13 protein-coding genes and 1 pseudogene are annotated in these 23187 nt (G+C 62.9%); 6 read left to right on the top strand and 8 right to left on the bottom strand.

The features are described 5' to 3' along the window. Window positions 1-22: 22 nt before the first annotated feature. On the bottom strand, window positions 23-4660 hold the full coding sequence (locus JWZ97_RS02410) for a YCF48-related protein (RefSeq protein ID WP_205433205.1): 4638 nt from the start codon (window positions 4658-4660) through the stop codon (window positions 23-25). A gap of 133 nt (window positions 4661-4793) precedes the next feature. Here JWZ97_RS02410 and recC point away from each other — a divergent pair, with 133 nt between their 5' ends. From recC to JWZ97_RS02395, 3 genes are read left to right on the top strand one after another with little or no spacing between them, the layout of a single operon-like run. Beyond that, complete coding sequence (gene recC, locus JWZ97_RS02405) at window positions 4794-8036, top strand: exodeoxyribonuclease V subunit gamma (protein WP_205433204.1); 3243 nt, start codon at window positions 4794-4796, stop codon at window positions 8034-8036. 50 nt (window positions 8037-8086) lie between these two features. After that, complete coding sequence (gene recB / locus JWZ97_RS02400) at window positions 8087-11647, top strand: exodeoxyribonuclease V subunit beta (RefSeq protein WP_205433203.1); 3561 nt, start codon at window positions 8087-8089, stop codon at window positions 11645-11647. A 44-nt stretch (window positions 11648-11691) separates the two neighbouring features. Further along, a complete protein-coding gene (locus tag JWZ97_RS02395; RefSeq protein ID WP_205434734.1) occupies window positions 11692-12111 on the top strand; it encodes a hypothetical protein in 420 nt (139 codons plus the stop codon). 53 nt (window positions 12112-12164) lie between these two features. On the opposite strand, the pseudogene JWZ97_RS02390 reads toward JWZ97_RS02395, so the two are convergent. After that, window positions 12165-12326: pseudogene (locus JWZ97_RS02390) on the bottom strand (TrmH family RNA methyltransferase); the annotation flags it as partial. A 203-nt stretch (window positions 12327-12529) separates the two neighbouring features. Between JWZ97_RS02390 and JWZ97_RS02385 the strand changes: the two are divergent. Beyond that, window positions 12530-13510 carry a hypothetical protein gene (locus tag JWZ97_RS02385; protein ID WP_205433202.1) on the top strand — a complete coding sequence of 327 codons (981 nt, stop codon included), beginning with the start codon at window positions 12530-12532 and terminating at the stop codon, window positions 13508-13510. Between the two features lie 134 nt (window positions 13511-13644). Here the strand turns inward: JWZ97_RS02385 and rlmB are convergent, their stop codons facing one another. Continuing rightward, window positions 13645-14391 carry a 23S rRNA (guanosine(2251)-2'-O)-methyltransferase RlmB gene (rlmB, locus tag JWZ97_RS02380; RefSeq protein ID WP_205433201.1) on the bottom strand — a complete coding sequence of 249 codons (747 nt, stop codon included), beginning with the start codon at window positions 14389-14391 and terminating at the stop codon, window positions 13645-13647. Further along, on the bottom strand, window positions 14388-16652 hold the full coding sequence (gene rnr / locus JWZ97_RS02375) for a ribonuclease R (protein ID WP_205433200.1): 2265 nt from the start codon (window positions 16650-16652) through the stop codon (window positions 14388-14390). Before rnr ends, rlmB begins: the two co-directional genes overlap by 4 nt. Before the next feature lie 71 nt (window positions 16653-16723). On the opposite strand from rnr, the gene JWZ97_RS02370 reads away from it, so the two are divergent. Both JWZ97_RS02370 and JWZ97_RS02365 read left to right on the top strand, forming a co-directional pair. Continuing rightward, window positions 16724-17017, top strand: a complete 294-nt coding sequence (locus tag JWZ97_RS02370) for a hypothetical protein (protein WP_205433199.1) — start codon at window positions 16724-16726, stop codon at window positions 17015-17017. After that, window positions 17007-18017 (top strand): hypothetical protein, encoded by a 1011-nt coding sequence (locus JWZ97_RS02365; protein ID WP_205433198.1) that lies wholly within the window; start codon window positions 17007-17009, stop codon window positions 18015-18017. Before JWZ97_RS02370 ends, JWZ97_RS02365 begins: the two co-directional genes overlap by 11 nt. Window positions 18018-18267: 250 nt before the next feature. On the opposite strand, the gene JWZ97_RS02360 is transcribed toward JWZ97_RS02365, so the two are convergent. From JWZ97_RS02360 to dnaK, 4 genes are all read right to left on the bottom strand, one after another. Beyond that, the gene (locus JWZ97_RS02360) at window positions 18268-19008 is read right to left on the bottom strand and encodes a hypothetical protein (RefSeq protein WP_205433197.1); all 741 of its coding nucleotides are present in this window, start codon (window positions 19006-19008) and stop codon (window positions 18268-18270) included. Window positions 19009-19086: 78 nt separating this feature from the next. After that, on the bottom strand, window positions 19087-19893 hold the full coding sequence (gene dapB, locus JWZ97_RS02355) for a 4-hydroxy-tetrahydrodipicolinate reductase (RefSeq protein WP_205433196.1): 807 nt from the start codon (window positions 19891-19893) through the stop codon (window positions 19087-19089). Window positions 19894-19954: 61 nt separating this feature from the next. Next, a complete protein-coding gene (dnaJ, locus tag JWZ97_RS02350; RefSeq protein ID WP_205433195.1) occupies window positions 19955-21097 on the bottom strand; it encodes a molecular chaperone DnaJ in 1143 nt (380 codons plus the stop codon). A gap of 74 nt (window positions 21098-21171) precedes the next feature. Then, complete coding sequence (gene dnaK, locus JWZ97_RS02345; protein WP_205433194.1) at window positions 21172-23112, bottom strand: molecular chaperone DnaK; 1941 nt, start codon at window positions 23110-23112, stop codon at window positions 21172-21174. Window positions 23113-23187 lie beyond the last annotated feature (75 nt).

Raw genomic sequence — 23187 nt, 5'->3', positions numbered from 1 at the left:
TCGGTCGTGCCGGAACGCTGGGCTAGCGTATGTAAACACCCCTGGCCAGGGAGAGAAAAGCCCGGCATTCGGCCTCGGTCGGCGCCCAGCCGCCGTGTCCGTCCGACAGTTTGACCGTCACGCTTTCGATCAATTCACCGATCTCCTTCCACGGCTTGCCCAGCTTTTCTTCCAGGCTCCGGCGCGCGTCATCATCCATGCTCCGCATAGAAAAGCCGGCCGTGTGTTCCACCAGTCCTTCATTCAAATGATGCAAAGCCGCCAAACCGACCAGCACCGACTCGCGCATGACTTCGTCGTCCGGCATCCGCATCGCCTCCACCTGCATGGAAAAAAGCCTGGCCCGGTTGACGAAACGCTTCACCCCGCGCGGCGTGGGGTCGCCCAGGCGGATGATGTCGCGCCAGGCGTCCAGGGTGGTAACGAATTCGTCCGAATCCACCGTGCGCTCCGGCAGATCGAACAACTCCTTGCGGTAGCCGTACAGCCAGAACGACGAGAGCGCGACCAAGCCGACGAAGCCCAGAGGTAGCCTCAAGGCCTTGGCCGGATCATACGTCTGCGCCGCCATGACGCCGACCGGGCCGCTGTCTTTCCTTTCCGGCGCCTGGGCTGTTGCGGTATCGCCGGAATTTCCCCTATCCGCCGCGCTCACCGACGCCTGCGCGACCACCGGCTCGGCGAATTCGAGCGGCTTGGGCGCCTCGCGTATCAACAAGCCCCAGGCCAGCACGGCGCATAAGGCCAGCGGCGGCGTAGCGGGCAGAACGAAGCCCAAGCCCTGCGAAACCCGGGACCATGCGATGTTCATGGCGGAACGAGCCCGCTGCGACAGCGCAGCCGCAAGATTCATGACCGATTCGTTCGCTCCCCGCCGCCGCAGCCAGGCGAGGACCGCCGTATGGCCCGGCTTCTTTTCCGCGCCCTTGGATGCACGGGCACGGAAACCTTCCAGCAACTTGCCGATCCCCTCCGCCGTGGCCAGGGGAACCGGCGCCTCGATGTTGATGAGCTTTTTCAGATATTGCTTGGCGTATTCGTCCTGGTTCTGCGTCTTGTCCTTGGGTTCGATGCAGGCCTCGACGTGCTCCATGGCCATGCCGAGCACGATGAAGCACTGCCCGGCGCTGACCAAATAGTTCACCAGTTCCAGCACTTCGCGCACGGTTTCCGGGGTACACCGGTCCAGGTCGTCGATGAACAGCACCAGCCGGCCCTTCAGCGCATGGGTCAGCAGTTCGAACTCGCGCCGATAGTGCTCCAGCGTGCCGACCGCGGCCTTCGGCGCCTCGGCCCCGCCGTCGGTCAGGAAACGGCGCACCCAGGGCAGCAAGTCCAGGCCATACACGGCCAGGCCTTTGCCCATCAACAAGGCCAACAACGGGCCCAGCAGCGCGACGATCACCGTGAGATGCGGAAACAATTCTGCCGGCGGCAAATGATGGGCCGCGGCCAGTACCGCCGTTTGCTCCTCTTGCGACAGGGAACGTTTCAGCAGGGATTTTTCCAGGCTCTCCAGCAGATGGCCCGGCGACTCGAACACGCAAGCGGTGGCGTTCCGATCGGCCGACTTGGCCGTGCAGCCGCCCTGCCCGGCCGGCACCTGCCAAACGGCGCGCTGCTTGAGCAGCGTGAGGTCCGCCTCGTTCAATGCGCCGTCCTTTTTCAGCTTTTCCAGGCTGGTCTGGGTCAACACGGTTTGCGGTTCTTTCAGTACATAGCTGCGCCAATGCGCCTTCAGCATATCCTCGTGCCCGGCCGCATCGCCTACCCCGACGACCAGAACGGCGAGCGTCAGGCCCAGGATCATCCGATAGCCCCAGCCGCGGGCCCAAAGCAGCCGTATGCGCAGCCAAAAACCGGCCGGCGTGTACCAGGCACGGATGGCCTGCCGGCGCATCGCGCTGAACATCGAGGCCAGTTGCCGGCCTTCCTGCTGGTGATGCCAGGCGTTGAACCAGGCGGGACGGAAATGCGCATGTTCCAGGTCGTGCTGCAGGCGCTTCATGATGGAGCTCTTGCCGGAACCCCAGGACCCCGTGATCGCCAGCGTCAATCCGGGCTCGGTATTCTCGTTGCGCAAGAAGCGGCTCAAACCGACGGCGAGAGCCCCGTGTCCCAGATGATCCGGATCGCCCGGTTTCCAGGGCTGGTCCGACACGAAAATGCCGGCTGCGCCGTGGTTTTCGTCGTTAGCCGCGTTAGGTTTTGTTCGACCCGGCAGACTGACGGGAGCCGGCGGAGCGAACCCACGCACAAATGCGAGCAGACAGACCGCCAGTCCCAGGTAATACCAGGGAGCGGGTAAGCGCTGGTATTCGATATCGCTCCAGGTACTGCCGCCGTCGCGGGTCAATAGTATGGTATGACCGTCCCCAACGGCACAGCCATGTCGGGCATCGACAAAATAGACCGAACGAAGATTTGCCTGAGTGCGGCTCGGCTGCGGTTTCCAATCCGCGCCCCCGTTCGCCGTGACGACTATGACTCCGTTGTCCCCCACGGCCCAACCGTGTTGTACGTCGACGAAGCGGACCGCCCGAAGATGGGTTTGAACCGTGCTCGTCTGCGGCTTCCAATTCGCGCCACCGTTGATCGTGGCAATGATTTTCCCGTCATCTCCCACCGTCCAACCGTGTCGATCATCGACGAAATAAACGGAACGAAGTAACGCTGTAGTGCCGCTCGTCTGCGGCTTCCAGTTTGCGCCGCCATCCGCAGTTGCGAGTATGTTCCCTTCATCTCCCACCGCCCAGCCGAGTTTTCCGTCTACGAAATGCACGGACATCAGATCTACCCGGACAGTACTCTTTTGCGGCTGCCATCTCCGCCCTCCATCCGGGGTTGCGTAAATGACCCCGCTTTTGCCGACCAGCCAACCGCGATCTGGGTCGGCAAAGGCGACTGCATGGAAATCCCTTATCTCGGGAGGGTCGTGTTCGACCGTTTGTTCCCCCCAACTACGTCCCCCGTCTATCGTATGGAATATGTCGGCGCCTTTACCGACAGCCCAGCCGCGTTGAGCGTCGACAAACATCACGGACATGACGTCCGTAGTGAGTTCGGATTCCTTGACTCGGGACTGGGGAGTCCACCGTGCGCCTTCATCGGAGGCCGCAAAATTTGTCCCTTTTGTCCCCAAAGCCCAGCCGTGTCCGAGACCGGAAAAGTACACTGACTGCAAGTCGCTCTCGCTGCCTGTGCTTTGCAATGTCCAGGTTAGTCCGCCATCCGTGGTAGCGAGTATGGTGCCGTCGGTTCCGACTAACCATCCGTGCCGCAGATCGGCGAAATGGACAGACTCGTACCAGTTCTCGGTACCGGTGTTCCTTGCGTTCCAGGTCTTCCCACCGTCCTCGGTCGCCAAAATTCTGCCGCTCCAGCCTACGGCCCAACCATGCTGCTCGTCGATGAAATGAACGGAGGTGAGAGCCACCTGGCTGTCGTTGGACTGCAGTTCCCAACTTTCGCCACCATTGCTGGTTACGAGAATAACGCCGCCCGCCCCTACCGCCCATCCATGAGTGTCGTTGAGAAATTGGATGGCGCGAAGCTCCCACCGAATATCACTGTCTTTTTGCCCCCAGTTCTTACCGCCATCGATAGTGGCGAGTATCGTGCCCCCCTCACCTACAGCCCAGCCCTTTTGCCCTCCGCTGGAAAAGAAGACCGAGCGAAGCCCGCTTTGAGTGGTGCTGACTTGCTTGGTCCACTTTTCGCCGCCGTCCGTAGTCGAGAAGATCACGCCCGCTGCCCCGACGACCCAGCCCTGATTCTCCGTGACGAAGTAGACCGATGCGAAACCCGCTGGAGTCTCAGTTTTCTGCGGTGTCCAGTGCGCGCCACCGTCGCGGGTCGCCAGGATGGTGCCGCTGTCCCCCACCGCCCAGCCGTGGGTGTCATCGGCAAAGTAAATGCCGTTCAGTGTGACCCGTTGCGGCGTTTGAGGCGGTGTCACGCTCTTCGGCTGATCCTCTACCGTTTTTGCCGAAGTCTCTTTTTCCGTCGTCCCGATTTGGGATTTTTCCGGGTCGGTGGCCGGCTGCTCCGGTGCCTTAACCGTGGTATCCGGCTTGGCTGGCACCGAGCGCTCTATGGCCGCTTTCTTTGCGAGGGACGCTTTTCGGTCTTGCAATGCCTGATCGGTCGAAGGCTTGCGCAACACGCGTTCCGCCTTCGAGTCCGGATAAGCCGGATTCGGCGCGTTATTCGCGAGTTCCGCAGCCAACACGGGACGGGCCAGCCAGTCCAGCCAAGGGGCGGATGCTTGGGTCGGCTGCACCGCTACGGGCGGATACTGCTGTTCCCAGTGAGCGCCGCCATCGGACGAATGAACGATCAAGCTGCCCTCGCCCACCGCCCATACCTCGCGCCCGTTCGGGCGGGCATGGACGCTATTCAAAGCCCCGTGTATCACGGGCAGCCGTTTAAAGGCGTTGTATTCGACGGGGTAGCGCCATCCGTCGAGGCTGGTCAGGTGCCATCCCTGCGTCGTGCGCCAGGGGTCGGGGTGGGGCGGCTGCAAGACGGCGCCGGCGCTGAGCGTCAGCAACAGCGCGAGGGAGAACCATAACCAGCCTGGCCGATACGCACGGCGCGCCGGCTTAGTCTTGGGGCTAGGGTGTGCTGCTATTTTTTGCTTTGTTTCGTGCGGGTTCATCGGCCGCTCCTTCAGGCAACTCGACGATACACCGCTTGCACGCGCACCGTCTCTAAGGCTTCTCCTTATCCATGGCCGCTCGCTCGCGGTGCTACCATGGGCCGGATTTCACGCATCCATCGCGCATCCGCACATGCTCATCCTCCACCACGGCAACCGGCTCGAAAACCTGGCCGACGAACTGGCGCAACTTCTGGCCGAAGAGCCGGCCCCGCCCCTGCAGGCCGAGGTCGTCATCACCCAGAGCCGAGGCATGGCGCGCTGGCTTGCTCTGCGGCTGGCGGACCGGCTGGGCGTGGCGGCGCATGTGCGGTTTCCCCTGCCCGGCGCCTTCATCTGGGAAATATTCGAACGCCACATCGGCGGCGCTTCCGACGTCTATCAACGGGACGTATTGGTTTGGCGCATTTACGACCGCTTGCCGGAGCTGCTGCCGCAAGCCGCTTTCGCCCCCCTGCGCCACTACCTGGCAGACCCGGGCGACGAGTTGCGCCGCTATCGCCTGGCCCGGCAGATCGCCGACGTGTTCGACCAGTATCAGCTTTACCGCGGCTCCCTGCTGCTGGCCTGGGAAGCCGGCGAAGACAGCGGCGATTGGCAGGCGCCGCTGTGGCGGGCACTGGTGCAAAAGACCGGCGATGCGCCGCACCGCGCGAGACTGTTCCAGCGCCTGGCGAACCTGGCCCCCCAACCCGGCCTGTTGCCGCCCCGGCTCAGCGTGTTCGGCCTGAGCAGCCTGCCGCCGGCTTATCTGGAAGTCCTGGAATGGCTGGGCGAGGTGTGCGACATCCATGTTTTCCTGCCTAATCCCTGCCGGCAATACTGGGGCGACATCGAGGACCGCCGCACGCTGGAGCGCTGGCTGGCCCACCGGCCCGACCGCGCCCTTCATCAGGAAATCGGCCATCCCCTGCTGGCCTCCCAGGGCAAGCAGGGCCGCGACTTCATCCGCCTGATCTACGCGGCCAACCGCGAGCTGGACGAACGCGAGCATTTCGTCGAACCCGGCGACGACAGCCTGCTCCGCCTGGTCCAGGGCGATATCCTGGATCTGCGGGAAAACGAACCCGCGCCGGCCGAACTCCTGAACGACGACAGCATCCGCTTTCACGCCTGCCACGGGGCCATGCGCGAGGTGCAAGTGCTGCACGATCAATTGCTCGCCTTGCTGGAAGCGAATCCCGCACTGAAGCCGGGCGACATCGTGGTCATGACGCCGGCGATCGAGCGCTACGCCCCGCTGGTGGAAGCGGTCTTCGCGGTGCGCGAGCGGGGTGGCCGCGAGGGGGGAACCGGGCCGCGTCTGCCCTGTGCCATCGCCGACCGCGCGGCGCGGCGCGAACACACCCTGCTGGATGTCTTTCCGCGCCTGCTCGAACTGCCCGAAAGCCGGCTGGACGCGGCGGCGGTGTTCGAGTTGCTCGCCACGCCGGCGGTGGCCGCGCGCTTCGAACTGAACGGCGACGACCTGGAAACCCTGCGCCGCTGGATCGCGGAAACCGGCATACGCTGGGGGCTGGACGGCAAGGACAAACAGGCCTGGAAAATTCCGGCGGACGATCTGCATACCTGGCGCTTCGGCCTGGACCGCATGCTGATGGGTTACGCCCTTGCACCGGAAACCGAGCTCTGCCGGGATATCGCCCCCTACCCCGACGTGGAGGGACAGCAGGCGGAAGCGCTGGGGCGTCTGGTCCGGTTCATCGACCGTCTGGAGGAATTCCGCCACCGCCTCGCGGCCAAACGGTCGGTCGCGCAGTGGATAGAGGAATTGCACGCGCTGCGCGAGGCCTTCTTCCGGCCGGGCGAGGAGGAAGACGCCGCGCTGCCCATCCTGCTCGACGCACTGGACGCGCTGAACCAGATCAGCGCCAGCGCCGAATTTGCCGGCGAGATCGGCCGCGCGGTCATCGCCGACTTCCTGCAAGGCCATCTGGACGAGCCGCACCAGGCCACAGGCTTTCTCACCGGCCGCATCACATTCTGCTCGCTCATGCCCATGCGCAGCATCCCGTTCGAGGTCGTCTGTCTGCTGGGCATGAACGATCAGGATTATCCCCGCCGGCGCTACACCCCCGGCTTCGATCTGATCGCCCGCGACCCGCAGCCCGGCGACCGTTCGCGCCGCGAGGACGACCGCTATCTGTTCCTAGAGGCCCTGCTTTCGGCACGCAGCCGGCTGTACATCAGCTACGCCGGCCGCAGCCAGCGCGACAACAGCGAGTTGCAGCCATCGGTGCTGGTCAGCGAATTGCAGGAGCTGATCGCCGAACGCCTGGACTTGCCGTTCGAGGCCGACGGCAAAGACCGCATCGGCCAGCTCAGGGAGCTGGGCTTCATCGTCGAGCACCCCTTGCAACCCTTCAGCCCGCGCTATTTCAGCGGCGTCGAGCCACACTTGTTCAGTTACGCACCGCTTTGGGCCGAGCGCGGCGCGGCCTATGCGCCTTTCGTCTCCGGCGCACTCGCCGAACCGCCCGATTCGGCCCTGCTGGACATCGATCTGGAATCCCTGATCCGGTTTTTCCGCAACCCGGCCGCGCATTTCCTGCGTCACCGGCTCGACCTGCGCTACGACGACGAGACGGAAGTGCTGGAAACCAGCGAACCGTTCGCGCTGGATCCGCTCACCCGATACGCGTTGACCGGGGAGTCCGTAGCAAAGCGGCTGGTCGACGCCTACGACGAAGCGGAGGCCCTTAGGCTCCACAAGGCGAGAGGGGACTTGCCGCAAGGCGTGTTCGGCGAACTGGGATACCGCAGCCTGGAGGCCGAAGCCGGGGATTTCGCCGAACGACTGCGGCCCCTGATGCCGCCGACTTTCGAGTCCACCCCGCCGGTGACCCTGCGGGTAGGCGATCTGACTTTCTCGGCACGCGCCATGCGCATCGGCCCCACAGGCTTGTTCGGTTACCGGGTCGGCCGGCTGAGACCTCAGGACCGGCTGGAATTCTGGCTGCAACACCTGGTCGCGCAACTGGCCTGCGAAGGCCGCGAGCCGTGCCGGAGCCTGTTCGTCAGTCGGGATACCCTGCTGGCCTTCCCGCCCTTGGAGCCGAAGTCGGCCCGCATCCACCTGGTCGAACTGCTCGGCCTGTACCGCAGCGGACTGGATGCGCCGGCGGCGTTTTTTCCGCAGTCCTCCTACGCCTACGCCGACGCGATCAACCGGAAGCGGACGGAGAAAGAGGCTGTGGCGGCGGCCTATAAGCTATGGGAAGGCGATCCCTATAACGATCGCCAGGGCGAAGGCGAAAACCTCGCCACCGCCCTGGCCTTTCGCGGACGCGACCCGTTTTCCGGCGCTACGCTGACGGAGTTCAAGACCCTGGCCCTCACGGTCTACGACCCGCTGCTGAGCGCCTCCTCGCCCTGAAACCGGTCACCCTAGTCGGCCACACCCGTCGCAATCCGCATCGATCAGCCATGCAAACCCTGGACATCAAGACCTTGCCGCTGAGCGGCATCAGCCTCATCGAAGCCAGCGCCGGCACCGGCAAGACCTACGCCATCGCCCGTCTGTATCTGCGCTTATTGCTCGAACGCGGCCTGGACGTGCGCGAGCTCCTGGTCGTCACCTTCACTCGGGCGGCGGCCGGGGAGTTGCGCGGGCGCATCCGCGAGGTATTGCGGGAGACCTTGCACCGCTCGGAAAGCGGGGCGGAAATACCGGCGGGAGATACGATTTCCGAACTGCTGGCCCGTTGCGAGAACCCGGCGTTGGTGCGGGCCCGCCTGAAAGCGGCGCTGCTGGGCATGGACGAGGCGGCGGTCTACACCATACACGGATTCTGCCAGCGGGTGTTGCAGGAAAGCGCGGTGGAAAGCGGGGCGCCGTTCGACCCGACCTTCCTCGAAAGCGAGGCCGAGTTGCTGCCTGCCGTCGTGGAAGATTTCTGGCGGCGGACGTTTTATCCCGCCCAGGCCGCCGGCCTCGCCCGCCTGGTCAGCACGGCGTATTCCGGTCCGGCATCCCTGCATACGGCAATCCGGCCGCACCTGGCGCGGCCTTGCGAAATTCTGCCGGCCATCCCGTCCGAAACGGTATCGCCCGAGGCCTACCAGTTGGCGCGCGCCCACCTGTTGCGGATTTGGTCCGATCAGGCCGCAGCCATCAAGACCCTGCTGAACGAGGACAAAGCCCTCGGCCGAGCGGAGAAGAGCTACCGCCTGGACCGGCTGGAAGCGGCCTACGCCGCCATGGACGCGTACGCAGGGGCCGAGCCTTGCGACTATGCGCGCCCGGAAACCCATTTCGAGCTGTTTTTCCCGGCCACCCTGGAAGGCGCGGTCTCCGACGCCAAGCGGAAAAAGGGCGCCGTCGCGCCCCGCCATCCCTTTTTCGACGCCTGCCGGGACCTGAACGAGCTGTGCGAGCACCGGCTGCAGCGTCTGTTGTCCGACGCGATCGACGAGTGCCGCGCGGATTTGCAGTCGCGTAAACAGGCGCAAAACGCCCTGGCTTTCGACGATCTGATCGCCGGCCTGCTGGACGCCCTGCAAGGTGACGGCGGCGACGTGATGGCGGAGACCCTGCGTCGGCGTTATCCGGTCGCGCTGATCGACGAATTCCAGGACACCGATCCCGCGCAATACGCAGTGTTCAACCGCATCTATTCCGACGCGCCGGACTGCGGCCTGTATATGATCGGCGACCCCAAGCAGGCGATTTACGGCTTCCGCGGCGGTGACATCTACACCTATATGCAGGCCCGGCGCGACACCGGCCCCGGCGGCTCGCACTACACCCTGGACACCAACTGGCGCTCGTCCACCCGCCTGGTCGAGGCCGTCAACCAGGTCTTTGCGGGTGCGGCGGCGCCGTTTCTCTTTCCCGGAGAAATCGACTTCCATCCGGTCAAAGCCTCGGGCCGGGCCGACCGGGAACCGTACACTCAGGACGGACAGTCGCCTGCGCCCCTGTGTCTGTGGTACCTGCACAAAACCGAAGACAACGCCACCCGCGGCAAGTTGGAAAACCCCGTTTCCAAAGACAAGGCCAGGACTGCGATCGCTCAGGCGGTGGCCGGCGAAATCGTCGAGCTGCTGACGGGGGCTACGCGCATCGGCGACCGGCCCCTGCGGGCCGGCGACATCGCCATCCTGGTGCGCAACCGCTACGAGGCGGCCGACCTGCGTCAGGCGCTGACCCAGCGAGGCACGGCGTCGGTATTCCTCAGCCAGGAGAGCGTGTTCGCGACGGAAGAGGCGCGCGAGCTGCAAACGCTGCTGGCCGCCGTCGCCGAACCACTCGACGCCGGCCTGATGCGGCTCGCCTTGGCCGGAGCCTTGATCGGCATGGATGCCCAGGATCTGCAGCGCCTGGCCCGGGAAGAATCCGAATGGGAAAAACGCCGCGAGGATTTCCAGCGCTACCACCGGCTTTGGCTGCGCCAGGGCTACATGGCCATGTTTCAGGAGTGGCTGGCCGATTACGCGGTTCCCTCACGCCTTTTGGCCGGGACGGCCGGAGAGCGGCGTCTGACCGACCTCCTGCATTTGTCCGAACTGCTGCAGGCCGAATCGGGACGCGGGATGGAAGGACTGTTGCGCTGGCTGGCCGACCGCCGCCGCGAGCCCGACGGCGCGGCCGAAGGTCAGCAATTGCGCCTGGAAAGCGACGAGAACCTGGTCAAGGTCGTCACCGTCCACAAGAGCAAGGGGCTGGAATACCCGGTCGTTTTTCTGCCCGGCCTATGGGACGGCCGGCCGCACGCGGGCAAACCACCCTTCGTCTTTCACCGGGAGGATACTCGGGCGCTCTGCCTGGAACTGGGCTCGGACGCCTTGGACGCCCATCACGCACTCGCCGACCGGGAGCGTCTGGCCGAGGAACTGCGCCTGCTTTACGTCGCCCTCACCCGCGCCCGGCACCGCTGCTATCTGGTCTTCGGCGATATCGGCGATGCGCGCACCGGTGCACTCGCCTATCTGCTTTATCAAACACCCGGCATGGAGCAGCCGGTGCGCGAAGCGCCGGCTCATTTCGCCGCGCTCGACGAACCGGCGCGCCGCGCGCGCCTGGAAAAACTCGCGCTCGACAGCGCGGGCGCCATCGCCCTGGCCGACCTTCCCACCGACGCTCACGCCCGTACCGAAAAAAGGGCGACGGCATCCCAGAGCTTGAAAGCGCGCCCGTTCACGGGGCGCATCGACACGGACTGGCGGATCGCCAGCTACAGCGCCCTCACCGCCCGGGGACGGAGCGAGGCGGACTACGATGCCGAGCCGGCGGAATGGGTGGAGGTCGAAAGCCGCCCCGACCGCTGGGGATTTCCGCGCGGCGAACGGGCCGGCCGCATGCTGCACGAACTGCTGGAACGGCTCGATTTCACCCAGACCGGATCGGACGCCCACAGCGAAGAAGCGAGCCGTGTCCTGCGCAAATACGCCTACGACGAAGCCCTTTGGCTGCTGCCCCTCGTACGCTGGATGGACGAAGTGCTCGACACCCCACTCCCCTGCGGCCTCAGATTGCGCGACTTACCCAACGACCGCCGGCTCAACGAGCTGGAATTTCACTATCCCCTCGCGGCGAAGCTGCGGCCCGAAACGCTGCAGGGGATATTGCACGGTCTGGGCGACTATCGCCCCGACTCACCTACCCTGCGCTTCGAGCCCACGCGCGGCGTGATGCACGGCTACATCGACCTGGTCTTCGAACACGAAGGGCGTTATTTCCTGGCCGACTACAAGTCGAATCACCTGGGCTCGACCCTGGACGCCTACCGCAGCGACCCCGAGTTGTGCGAGACCATGAATGCGCACCGCTATGATCTGCAATACCTGCTCTACAGCGTGGCCCTGCATCGTTACCTGGGCTGGCGGCTCGGCGCGGACTACGACTACGAACGACATTACGGCGGGGTGTATTACCTGTTCCTGCGCGGCATGAGCCCCACCAACACGGGAGCCACCGGCATCTACGCCACGCGCCCGCCCCGCGGCTTGATAGACGCGCTGGATCGCTCCCTCGCCGGGCATTGATCACCGGCTATTTACAATCGCGGATCATCGAGCTAAATAGGCGCATGGCCCACATCGGCCACCGGGTGGAAGGGCCGCCTCCCGGGCTAGCATGGGTGCCGCCGGATTCCGGCGGCTTCGACCATCCCTCTATAGCGAGTATCGTCATGACGGTCATCGAACGCGATTTCGGCAAGAAGAAACGCGACACGGTTCGGCGCTTCCGGGAGCTTTTGTCCCTGGACGCCCTGCACGAACACAATATCCAGGCCAATCCGCTGCCCTATCTCGAACGGGCCAGCGAGCGCATATTCCAGCTGGAGCGGGCCTTGTTCGAAGCGGCACAGGTATTCACCGGCCCGGTGGAAGAAACGCCCTCCGGCGAGACGATACGGATCGACAAATTGGAATACGAACGCCTGCTGCGCTGCCGCGAGATCGTCGAGCAGGCCCTTACCGAATACAAAAACGACGAAGAACTCTGATCTTCACCGCCGCGTAGCCAGGCGCCGGCGGCGCGGAGAAGGATACAGGCCCGGCGCTGCCGCACCGCCTCGAAGAGGAGTATGCCCGTCGCCACCGACAGGTTGAGGCTTTCGACCTGGCCCAGCATCGGTATCTTGATCAGGAAGTCGCAGCTTTCCCGCGTCAGGCGGCGCAGGCCCTTGCCTTCCGCGCCGACCACGATGACCAGCGGCAAGAAGCGGTGAATCGCCGCCATGGACGACATGCCGACCGAGGGGAATGCTGGGGAACGATGGCCGCAACAGTATCGGTCTTGACCATGCCGCACCCAGCGAGGAAGATGCGCCCTGGTCTCGACCAACGTCCCATTCATGGATCGCATATCAATGCGCAGCGATGTAAGGCAAAGTGGGATCAGGAATAACTGAGGAGCGATCGATGGAAACCACAGATCTCCGCATTCAGCTTGCCGGGGCCACAATCGAGAAACACAAACACTGGCTGGCTACTGTGCCGGGGGTCAGTGCGGCGGCCGTGGGCTTCAAGGAAATCCAAGGGCAGTCTACGCGTGAAATTGCGCTGCTGGTTTTCGTAGGGCAAAAAACTGCGAGCCCGCGATCGGAGCATCGTGTTCCGCTGGAGTTCGATGGCGTACGCACCGACGTGATCGAGCAAAGCTTTTGCTTTGCCGACGTTGGCACCGATCCTCACCATTTCTCGGCGCGCATGTTCAGTGGGCTCGCAATCACTGCCGAAGAGGACCCGGCCGTCTGCGGAACCCTAGGATGCTTTGTGCGTACGACGGGGAAGGTCCATCCTCCCATTCCGCGGGGCGTGTACCTACTCACGAACTACCATGTGGTGATGGTCGCGGATCCCGCTCGGGGAGGTAACGGCACCGTGATTCAACCGGACACATCAAACAAAGCAGCCGCCGCAGGCTTCAGTTGTGGCACCTTCGCGGGTGGATACAAGGACGCGTCCCACGACTGCGCGATCGTGCAGTTGGATCAAGGGCGCTCCTGGGTGAACGAGGTCCCCAACCGGCCGGGTTGGCCCGGGCACCGCCGTCTGGTTGTGAATAGGCTCCCGCGTGTGCATGAAACCGTCTACAAGTTCGGTGCGAGCACCTTGTACACGACCGGACGCGTCTGTTTCCTGCATTACAACAGCATGGACGGGGCGGTCAGCAACGCTATCTACATTCGCAACGACAACCAAGAACCGTGGGTGGACGGTGGAGACTCCGGGTCGGTCGCGGTTGGGAGGGACGACGACCATGTCGTAGGCTTGAACTTCAAGGCCGACACGAATTGTAAAGCCCCGCGCCACCCGGGATACTATGCCGGGCTTGCCTATCCGATTCAGGATCAGATGGGAATGTTCTGCGACCGCGGCGGGAGTTGCACGCTTGCCTAACGCCGCCGCTATCGTCATGGCATCGAGTACCGGGGCTCCGGAGATCGGCTCTCCGGCGTGCAGTGGCCTAGCTATCGCGGAAGACTTCCAGGCGACTACTGGCCCAGCCGGCTAAGCGGACACCAATCGGCCTGCTACCGTCGGGAACGCTGACGTACCGCCTCGAACAACAGGATGCCGGTGGCGACGGAGAGGTTGAGGCTTTCGACCTGGCCCAGCATCGGGATCTTGACCAGAAAATCGCAGCTTTCCCGGGTCAGGCGGCGCAGGCCCTTGCCTTCCGCGCCGACCACGATGGCCAGCGGAAGGTTCAGATCGGTTTCGTACACGGATTTCTCCGCCTCGCCCGCCGCGCCCGCCAGCCATATCCCGGCGTCCTTGAGCCAGCCCAGGGCGCGGGCCAGGTTGGTGACCTGGTAAAGCGGGACCGTCTCGGCGGCGCCGGAGGCGATCTTGCTCACGGTCGGGGTGATGCCGACCGACTGATCCTTGGTCACGATCACGCCCTGCACACCGGCCGCGTCGGCGCTGCGCAGACAAGCCCCCAGATTGTGGGGATCCTGCACATGGTCCAGCACCAGAAAAAACGCCCGGCTATCCGCGCTGTCCAGCGCATCGCGCAAGGCGGACTCGCCCAGCTCCCGCGGCAGTTCCACCTCGACGATCGCGCCTTGGTGATTGCGGCCCTCGGACAACTGGTCCAGTTGCTTGCGATGGGCCGCCTGAACCGAAACGCCCAGCCGCTCGAGCTCGGTGCGCAATTTGAGGATACGCTGGTCGGCGCGCTGGACGTCCAGCCAGGCCGTGACGACCTTGTCCGGCGTATGTTCGAGCGCGGCCTGAACCGCGTGCAGACCGACGATGCGGCGGCGGCCGCTCATGATTTCCTGCTGCGGCGGCGGCGCTTATGCCCCTCGCCGGTCCGGCTCGCTTTCTCTGCGCGGTTGCTCGCTTTCACCAGCTCGAAGTCCATCTTGCGCTCGTCCAGATCGACACGGGCCACGATCACCTGCACCGTGTCGCCCAGGCGGTAAACGACGCCGCTGCGTTCGCCCTGCAGGCGATGGCCGATGGGATCGTAATGGAAATAGTCTCGGTCCAGCGTGGAGATGTGCACCAGGCCTTCCACGAAGATATCGGTCAGTTCCACGAAGAAACCGAACGAGGTCACGGACGATATGACGCCGAAGAACTCCTCGCCCAGCCGGTCCTGCATGTATTCGCACTTGAGCCAGCTCACGACATCGCGGGTGGCTTCGTCGGCACGGCGCTCGGCGGCCGAGCAATGCTCGCCGAACAATACCATGTCGTTTTGCGAATAACCGAACAGCGTCGGCGCCCGCTCCTCGTAGGCATATTTGATGGCGCGGTGCACCAGCAGGTCGGGATAGCGGCGGATCGGCGAGGTGAAGTGGGTGTAAGACTCCAGCGCCAGGCCGAAATGGCCCTTCTTCTCCGGGCTGTAGACCGCTTGCGACAGGGAACGCAGCATGACGGTCTGAATCAGATGGGCATCCGCCCGGTCCTTGATCTGCTCGAGCAGGGAAAAATAATGCTTGGGTTCGGGCTCGTCGCCTCCACCCAGATGCAATCCCACTTCGCCCAGGAAGGTCCGCAGGTCCGTGAGCTTTTCGTCCGACGGCCCTTCGTGGATGCGCAGCAGATGCGGCAACTTGGCCTTGGCCAGGAATTTGGCGGCCGCGGTGTTGGCGGCCAGCATGCATTCCTCGATCAGGCGGTGGGCGTCGTTGCGTACGACCGGCACGATCTCTTCGATCTTGCGGTCCTTGCCGAATACGATCTTCGACTCCTGGGTGTCGAAATCGATCGCGCCGCGCTCTTCGCGCGCCGTGCGCAAGACCTGGTAGACCTTGTACAGGTTTTCCAGATGCGGGATCAGCGCCTGGCGCTGCTCGCGCAGCTTTTCGTCGCGCTCGACCAGGACGCGAGCGACCTCGGTATAGGTCAGGCGGGCATGGGAGCGCATGACGGCGGGATAGAACTTGGAGCGGCTGGTCCGGCCATCGGCGCTGAGGAGCAGTTCGCAGACCATGCACAGCCGGTCTTCCTCCGGATTGATGGAACACAATCCGTTGGAGAGTATTTCCGGCAGCATCGGTATCACCCGTTCCGGAAAATAAACCGAGGTGCCTCTTTTCTGCGCCTCCCGGTCCAATGCCGTGCCGGGCCGCACATAATGCGACACGTCGGCGATGGCAACGTAAAGCTTCCAGCCCTTGGGAGTCGGCTCGCAGTAGACGGCGTCGTCGAAATCCCGAGCGTCCTCGCCGTCTATGGTCACCAGCGGCAAATGGCGCAGGTCGATGCGCCCGGCTTTGGCCTCTCCCGGCACTTCGCGTCCCAGCCCCGATATCTCGCGCTCGACTTCATCGGGCCAGACGTAAGGCAAATCGTGCGAGCGTATCGACATCTCGATTTCCATGCCGGGCGCCATGTGGTCGCCCAGCACTTCGACGATGCGCCCGACCGGTTCGCGCCGGCGGGTGGGGTATTCGAGGATCTCGACGACGACGATCTGTCCCAGTTGGGCGCCGGCCAGCCCTTCCTCGGGTATGACGATGTCGTGGGTGATGTGTTTGTTGTCGGGGGTGACGGTGGCCAGGCCTCGCTCGCGGTAGAGCTTGCCGACCAGGTGCAGGGTGTTGTGTTCCAACACCTCGATGACCGCCGCCTCGCGCCGTCCGCGCCGGTCCACGCCGCGTACGCTGACCACCGCGCGGTCTTCGTGCATCAGCATGCGCATTTCGGTCGGCGGGATGAACAAATCGTCCCCCCCTTCGTCGGGACGCAGAAAACCGAATCCGTCGGGATGGCCGATGACCCGGCCGGCGATCAGATCCTTGTGGTTGACGTAACAATAGCGGTCGCGCCGGTTGCGCAGGAGCTGGCCATCCCGTTCCATCGCCTTGAGACGACGACGCAACGACTCGACATCGTCCTCGTGATCCAGGCCCAGCAACGGCGCCAGCTCTTCCAGGTGCAGCGGCGTGCCCTGCTCCTTGATGATCTCGAGTATCAATTCCCGGCTGGGAATGGGGCGCTCGTATTTCTGCGCTTCGCGCTCGGCGAAAGGATCGTTGTATTTGAAGTTATCGGCCTTCGGCTGGGAAGGTGAGGTCATGTATGGGCAATCCTATTGATTTTTCTTGAGTATCTCTCGGCGCGCGCATAAGCAGCGACTGAAGTCTGCCCATGATAAAACAGTTGCCGCCCTTTGCGTTCGCTCTACGTCGAATTGGCGTATTTCTCTTCGGGATCGACATGCCATTACGGTACCACAAAGGAATGCCGGTTTTTTTCCAGCGGGAGGAAAAGGTGGGGAGGCGAACCACAGGAAAGCCCGTGCAGCGGCGGACTCCATCCGGCCGGCACTGCAACGTCGCACCCACTGCCCTTGCGTCCATCATCGTCCGGAGTGAGATGCGCGGTCTCGACCTGGGCGAGCAAGCACCGTTAATCGACGAGGAGAAACACCATGAAAGCTAGAGTCCATATCATCGGTTTGAGCGTCGTCTTGGCCTGCATTTCTGGAATTCCCGGCGCAGCGCTCGCCGATCTCGGCAACTTCAATGCCACCGACAACTGCCCCGCCACCAAAAGCCTACGCTCGAACGATAACCCGGGACATGTCACCGTAAAATCCGGAGCAAGTTACACCGCCGTCAATCTGAACAAGCCTGGCGGAGCTTATGTGCTGTTGCGGATAGCCGGCGCCCATCCCGAAGAGCGCTGGGTCAAACTGAGCTGCGGCAAGCTGGGTGACGGCCCGGTGAGTGGCGGCGGCGACCAACCGCCGACGGGGGGCGAACCCGGTGCAAGCAGCAAATCCGGCAAATTTCTGTTGAGCGCCAGTTGGCAACCGGCCTTCTGCGAAAGCGGCGCTGGCCAAAACAAGGACGAATGCACCACGGAAACCAACAGCCGCTTCGACGCGACTCACTTCACCCTGCATGGCCTGTGGCCTCAACCCAAAGGGAACTATTACTGCAAGGTATCGGCCAACGATAAGCGCAACGATGACAACCACAATTGGGACGCTCTGCCGGAGCCGCCCCTATCACCCCAAGCTCGCGCCGAGCTGGACAAAATCATGCCCGGCACCCAATCCAATTTGCAGCGTCATGAATGGATCAAGCATGGCACCTGCTTTGGAACCGGCCCGGAAGCTTATTTCCGAACCGCCGAGTCATTGTTGAGCCAGCTTAACAATTCGGAGCTTCAACGCCTGGTGGAAACCCATGTAGGCAAGGAAGTACCCACCGCCGATCTGCAAACCGCTTTTGAACAAAGCTTTGGACCGGGCTCGGCCAATGCGTTGGCCATCGAATGCTCCAAAGACGGAGCGCGCACATTGATTAGCGGCATTTCGATCAACTTACAGGGCGTTCTCGATCCCGCGACCAAGCTGCAGAGTGTTTTGGATGTCTCACAGCACCCCAAAGCCCAATGCGCCAAAGGTGTAATCGATCCGGTGGGCGCGAATTAAGCGCCGCAGGATAAATCGCAACACTGTTAAGTTAATCCGTCCGCTGAGCGAAGTCGAAGCGAATCAGGCGTGCGGCTGGCTTCGGCTCCTCTCAGCCAGCGGGAACAGCTCTTAACTAAACGGCATTGAGATAAATCGAGGGGGAAAGTCTTGCTTTTTGCTCCCGCATTCCACTTGTTGGCAATGCACAAGATAAGCTGCTCCCGAGACTGCAAAAGGCAAGACCTGACCCAGTTTACTTTCTATTTACTCAACGAGTGAGATCAAGCTCGTGAAGTTCGCTCGCGAAATGGCGGAGAAGGAAGACTCGATCGAAGGGCGTCTTGAACCTTCCGGCGATGACTGAACGCTCAAACTTGTACCAAGTAGACATCGTACTGATGTCGGCATTGATTACCAGCCAAGCCTGATCGCACTTCGCTCGGTACACGGAGTACTTGGGGTTCTTTGCCGAAAGGGCGCGCTCAATATCCGACGCAGCAAGCGGAATAACCCAGGTCGATCCGGGCGAACTGAAAAAGTTCTCGGTAATCTGATCGAGTCGATGTACGGTTACTGTATCAAGAACTTCTGGAAAATAGGCACGGTTTACCCAATCGTAGGATTCGCTACGTGACTGGTTGGAACCAGGAAGATTTCGCTCAGCAATCTTCGCGACGGCAGTAGCCAGAGCCTCAACTTGATCCTTCTTGATGTGCTGCTCGCGTATAAAAACTGTGCATCGGATTGGAGGAAGACCAGCAACCGTATAGAGTTCCTGTGCTCGTCGAACTACTCGATTACGCATCGCCTCTGCTGCCTGCAGAGGCACCGTTCCGGCCGGAGCCTCACGATGTAGTTCAGTGAGCTCGATTCCGATGGTCAAGCTTTCGCCTTGCACCAAGAAGTCCGGCTCCTCGGTCTGCACGATGACGCCATCAGGGAAGCCGACCAGTAGGCCCTTTACCCGCTGGAGGTATAGCGCCTCGATGTCTTTCTTAGACAGGGGCAAGATGGCGCTCCAGTTGCGGGGTCTAATTAGGATGGTGAAACTCTGCAACGGCCCATCATGACCCACCGCTCGGCGGAGCTAGTCCTTCAATCCGAGCACGTCCTGCATGTCGTATAACCCCGGTCCGCGCGCCATGAGCCAGCCGGCGGCGCGCACCGCGCCCTTGGCGAAGGTCGTGCGGCTGGAAGCCTTGTGCGTGATCTCCACACGCTCGCCTTCGTCGGCGAACATCACCGTGTGCTCGCCGACGATGTCGCCGGCGCGTATCGTCGCGAAACCTATGGTCTTACGGTCGCGTTCGCCGGTGATGCCCTCGCGGCCGTAGACCGCGCAGTCCTTCAACTCCCTGCCCAGCGCGCGGGCGACCACTTCTCCCATGCGCAGGGCGGTTCCGGACGGTGCATCGACCTTGTGGCGATGATGCGCTTCGACGATTTCGATGTCGGTGTAATCGCCCATGACGCGCGCCGCCACATCCAGCAGCTTGAGGCACAAATTGACGCCTACGCTCATGTTGGGCGCGAGGACCACGCCTACCGCTTCTGCGGCCTGGGCGATGCTTGCTTTTTGCTCGTCGGTGAAGCCGGTGGTGCCGATCACCAGGCGTTTGCCGGCTTGCACACAGAGTTCTAGATGGCGCAGGGTGGATTCGGGCCGGGTGAAGTCGATCAATACGTCGATGTCCGCGATGACCGCCGCCAGATCGTCGACCACGGTGACGCCGCCACGGGCGAGGCCCGCGACTTCACCGGCATCCCGGCCGATGGCGGGACTGTCGACCCGTTCGATGGCCGCCGCCAGAACCACGCCTTCCGCCTCGCCACAGGCCTTGATCAGCGATTGCCCCATGCGCCCGGCCGCGCCCACGATGCCGATTCTTATCATTTTTACCCTCGGTTGCGGACAGGCGTTTCCACCTCCCCGTTCGGAATATGCGATTGCCGGGCTACAAGCCCAGCTTGTCGAAGAACTGCTTGACCCCGTCCAGCCAACCATGGGCCTGCGGGCTGTGCGTGCTCCCGCCGCCGCTCAACGACTCGTCGAGCTTGCGGATCAAATCGGTCTGTTCGCGCGAGAGATTGACCGGCGTTTCCACGCGCACCCGGCAAATCAAATCGCCGACCGCGCCGCCGCGCACCGGTTTCACGCCCTTGCCGCGCAGACGGAAGGAGCGACCGGTCTGCGTCTCCGGCGGAATCTTGAGCATCACCTTGCCATCCAGCGTCGGAACCTCCAGGTCGCCTCCCAGGCAGGCCGTGGGAAAACCGATGGGCACTTCGCAGTAAAGATTGGCGCCGTCGCGGGTGAATATCGGGTGCTCCTTGACATTGACCTGCACGTACAAGTCACCCGACGGACCTCCGCCCTCCCCGGCTTCGCCTTCGCCCGCCAGGCGTATGCGGTCACCGGCGTCGACACCCGCGGGAATCTTGACCGATAGCGTCTTGGTGTCCTGGACCCGCCCCTGGCCATGGCACGCGCGGCAGGGGTCCTTGATCTGCTGGCCGGTTCCGCGGCAGGACGGACAGGTCTGCTGCACCGAAAAAAAGCCTTGCTGCATGCGGACCGCGCCCTGGCCGTGGCAGGTCGAGCAAGTCACAGGCCCGCTGCCTTTCTTGGCACCGGTGCCGCCGCACTCGTCACAGCCCACGTAGGTCGGCACGCGTATCTTGACCTCGGCGCCCGCGACCGCCTCTTCCAGGCTCAGATCGAGGTTGTAGCGCAGGTCGGAGCCGCGCTGCGCGCGACCGCGCCGGCGAGCCCCCCCGCCCCCACTGAAGATGTCACCGAAGACGTCGCTGAAGATGTCGCTGAAACTCTCGCCGCCGAAGCCGCTGAAACCTCCAGCGCCGCCCATGGACGGATCGACGCCGGCATGACCGAACTGGTCGTAGGCCGAGCGCTTCTTCTGATCCGAGAGAACCTCGTAGGCCTCCTTGATCTTCTTGAACTTCTCCTCGGCGTCCGGATTGTCCGTGTTGCGGTCGGGATGATATTTCATCGCCAAGCGGCGAAAGCTCTTCTTGATGTCGCTATCGCTCGCGTTGCGCGGCACGCCCAGCAGTTCGTAATAATCTTCTTTGGCCATAACGTAATACGCCGCGGACCGGGGTCCGCGGCTGATTCAGGGGGTTGATGGAAAACCTGGGTTACGCAGGCGGCCTATTTTTTGTTGTCTTTCACTTCTTCGAACTCGGCGTCGACCACATCGTCGCCTGCCTTGCTTTCCTCGGATGAGGACGCTCCGGCTGAAGGTCCGTCGGCGCCCGGGGCGTCGCCGCCACTTTGCTGGGCATAAAGACGTTCGGCCAGTTTACCCGATACTTCGGTCAAGGCTTCGGTCTTGCGCTCGATCGCTTCCTTGTCGTCACCCTTGACGACCTCTTGCAGCTCCTTGATGGCGGATTCGATCTTTTCCTTTTCGTCGCCGTGCACCTTGTCGCCCAACTCGTGCACCGTCTTGTTGGCCGCGTGTATGACCTGATCGGCGTGGTTGCGCGCGTTGACCAGTTCGTGCAGCTTCTTGTCTTCTTCCGCGTGCAGTTCGGCCTCCTTGATCATGCGCTGGACCTCGTCGTCCGAAAGACCGCTGGAGGCCTTGATGACGATCTTGTTTTCCTTGCCCGTGGCCTTGTCCTTGGCGCCGACGTGCAGGATGCCGTTGGCGTCGATGTCGAAGGTCACCTCGATCTGCGGAACACCACGCGGCGCCAGCGGGATATCGCTCAGGTCGAAGCGGCCCAGCGATTTGTTGCCGGACGCTATTTCACGCTCGCCTTGCAACACATGCACGGTCACGGCCGACTGGTTGTCCTCGGCGGTCGAGAATACCTGGCTGGTCTTGGTCGGGATGGTGGTGTTCTTCTCGATCAGCTTGGTCATCACGCCGCCCAGGGTCTCGATACCCAAAGACAGCGGAGTAACGTCGAGCAGCAACACGTCCTTGACTTCGCCGCCCAGCACGCCGGCCTGGATCGCCGCGCCCAGCGCGACGGCTTCGTCGGGGTTGACGTCCTTGCGGGGTTCCTTGCCGAAGATTTCCTTCACGAAATCCTGCACCTTGGGCATACGGGTCTGGCCACCGACCAGGATGACCTCGTCGATTTCCGACGCCTTCAGGCCGGCGTCTTTCAGGGCCGTGACGCAGGGACCCTTGGTCCGGTCGATCAAGTCCTCGACCAAAGCTTCCAGCTTGGCGCGGGTCAGTTTGATGTTCAAATGCTTGGGACCGCTGGCGTCCGCCGTGATGTAAGGCAGATTGATTTCGGTCTGCTGCGACGAGGACAGTTCGATCTTGGCCTTCTCGGCGGACTCTTTCAGCCGCTGCAAGGCCAGCGAATCGTTGTGCAGGTCGATGCCCTGCTCCTTTTTGAACTCGTCGGCCAGGTAGTCGATGATGCGCAGGTCGAAGTCTTCGCCGCCCAGGAAGGTATCGCCGTTGGTGGACAGCACTTCGAACTGGTGCTCGCCGTCGACCTCGGCGATTTCGATGATGGAGATGTCGAAGGTTCCGCCGCCCAGGTCGTAGACCGCGATCTTCTGGTCGCCGCGCTTCTTGTCCATGCCGTAGGCCAGGGCCGAAGCCGTCGGTTCGTTGATGATGCGCTTGACTTCCAGACCGGCGATGCGGCCCGCGTCCTTGGTGGCCTGGCGCTGGGAGTCGTTGAAGTAGGCCGGAACCGTGATGACCGCCTCGGTGACTTCCTCGCCCAAATAGGCTTCGGCGTCCTTTTTCAACTTCATCAAGACACGCGCCGAGATTTCCGGCGGCGCCATCTTCCTGCCGTTGACGTCGACCCAGGCGTCGCCGTTGTCGGCGCCGGTGATCTTGTAAGGCACCATCTTGATGTCTTTCTGTACCACGTCGTCCTTGAAGCGACGGCCGATCAAGCGCTTGATGGCGAACAGCGTGTTCTTGGGATTGGTCACGGCCTGGCGCTTGGCGGACTGCCCCACCAGGACCTCGCCGTCGCCCGAATAAGCGATGATAGAAGGAGTGGTGCGGGCACCTTCGCTGTTTTCGATGACGCGAGCCTTGCCGCCTTCCAGGACCGCCACGCAGGAATTGGTGGTGCCCAGATCGATGCCGATAATTTTGGCCATTAAGATGTCTCCAGTAATCAGTATGATGTGTCGGTTATAAACGCTGACGGCTTTATGGGGTGGCCCCGGCCTGTT

The sequence above is a fragment of the Methylococcus sp. EFPC2 genome, assembly GCF_016925495.1.
Classification (GTDB): domain Bacteria; phylum Pseudomonadota; class Gammaproteobacteria; order Methylococcales; family Methylococcaceae; genus EFPC2.
The sequence above is the reverse complement of the archived record's forward strand: the minus strand, read 5'-3'. Positions and strand labels throughout refer to the sequence as shown.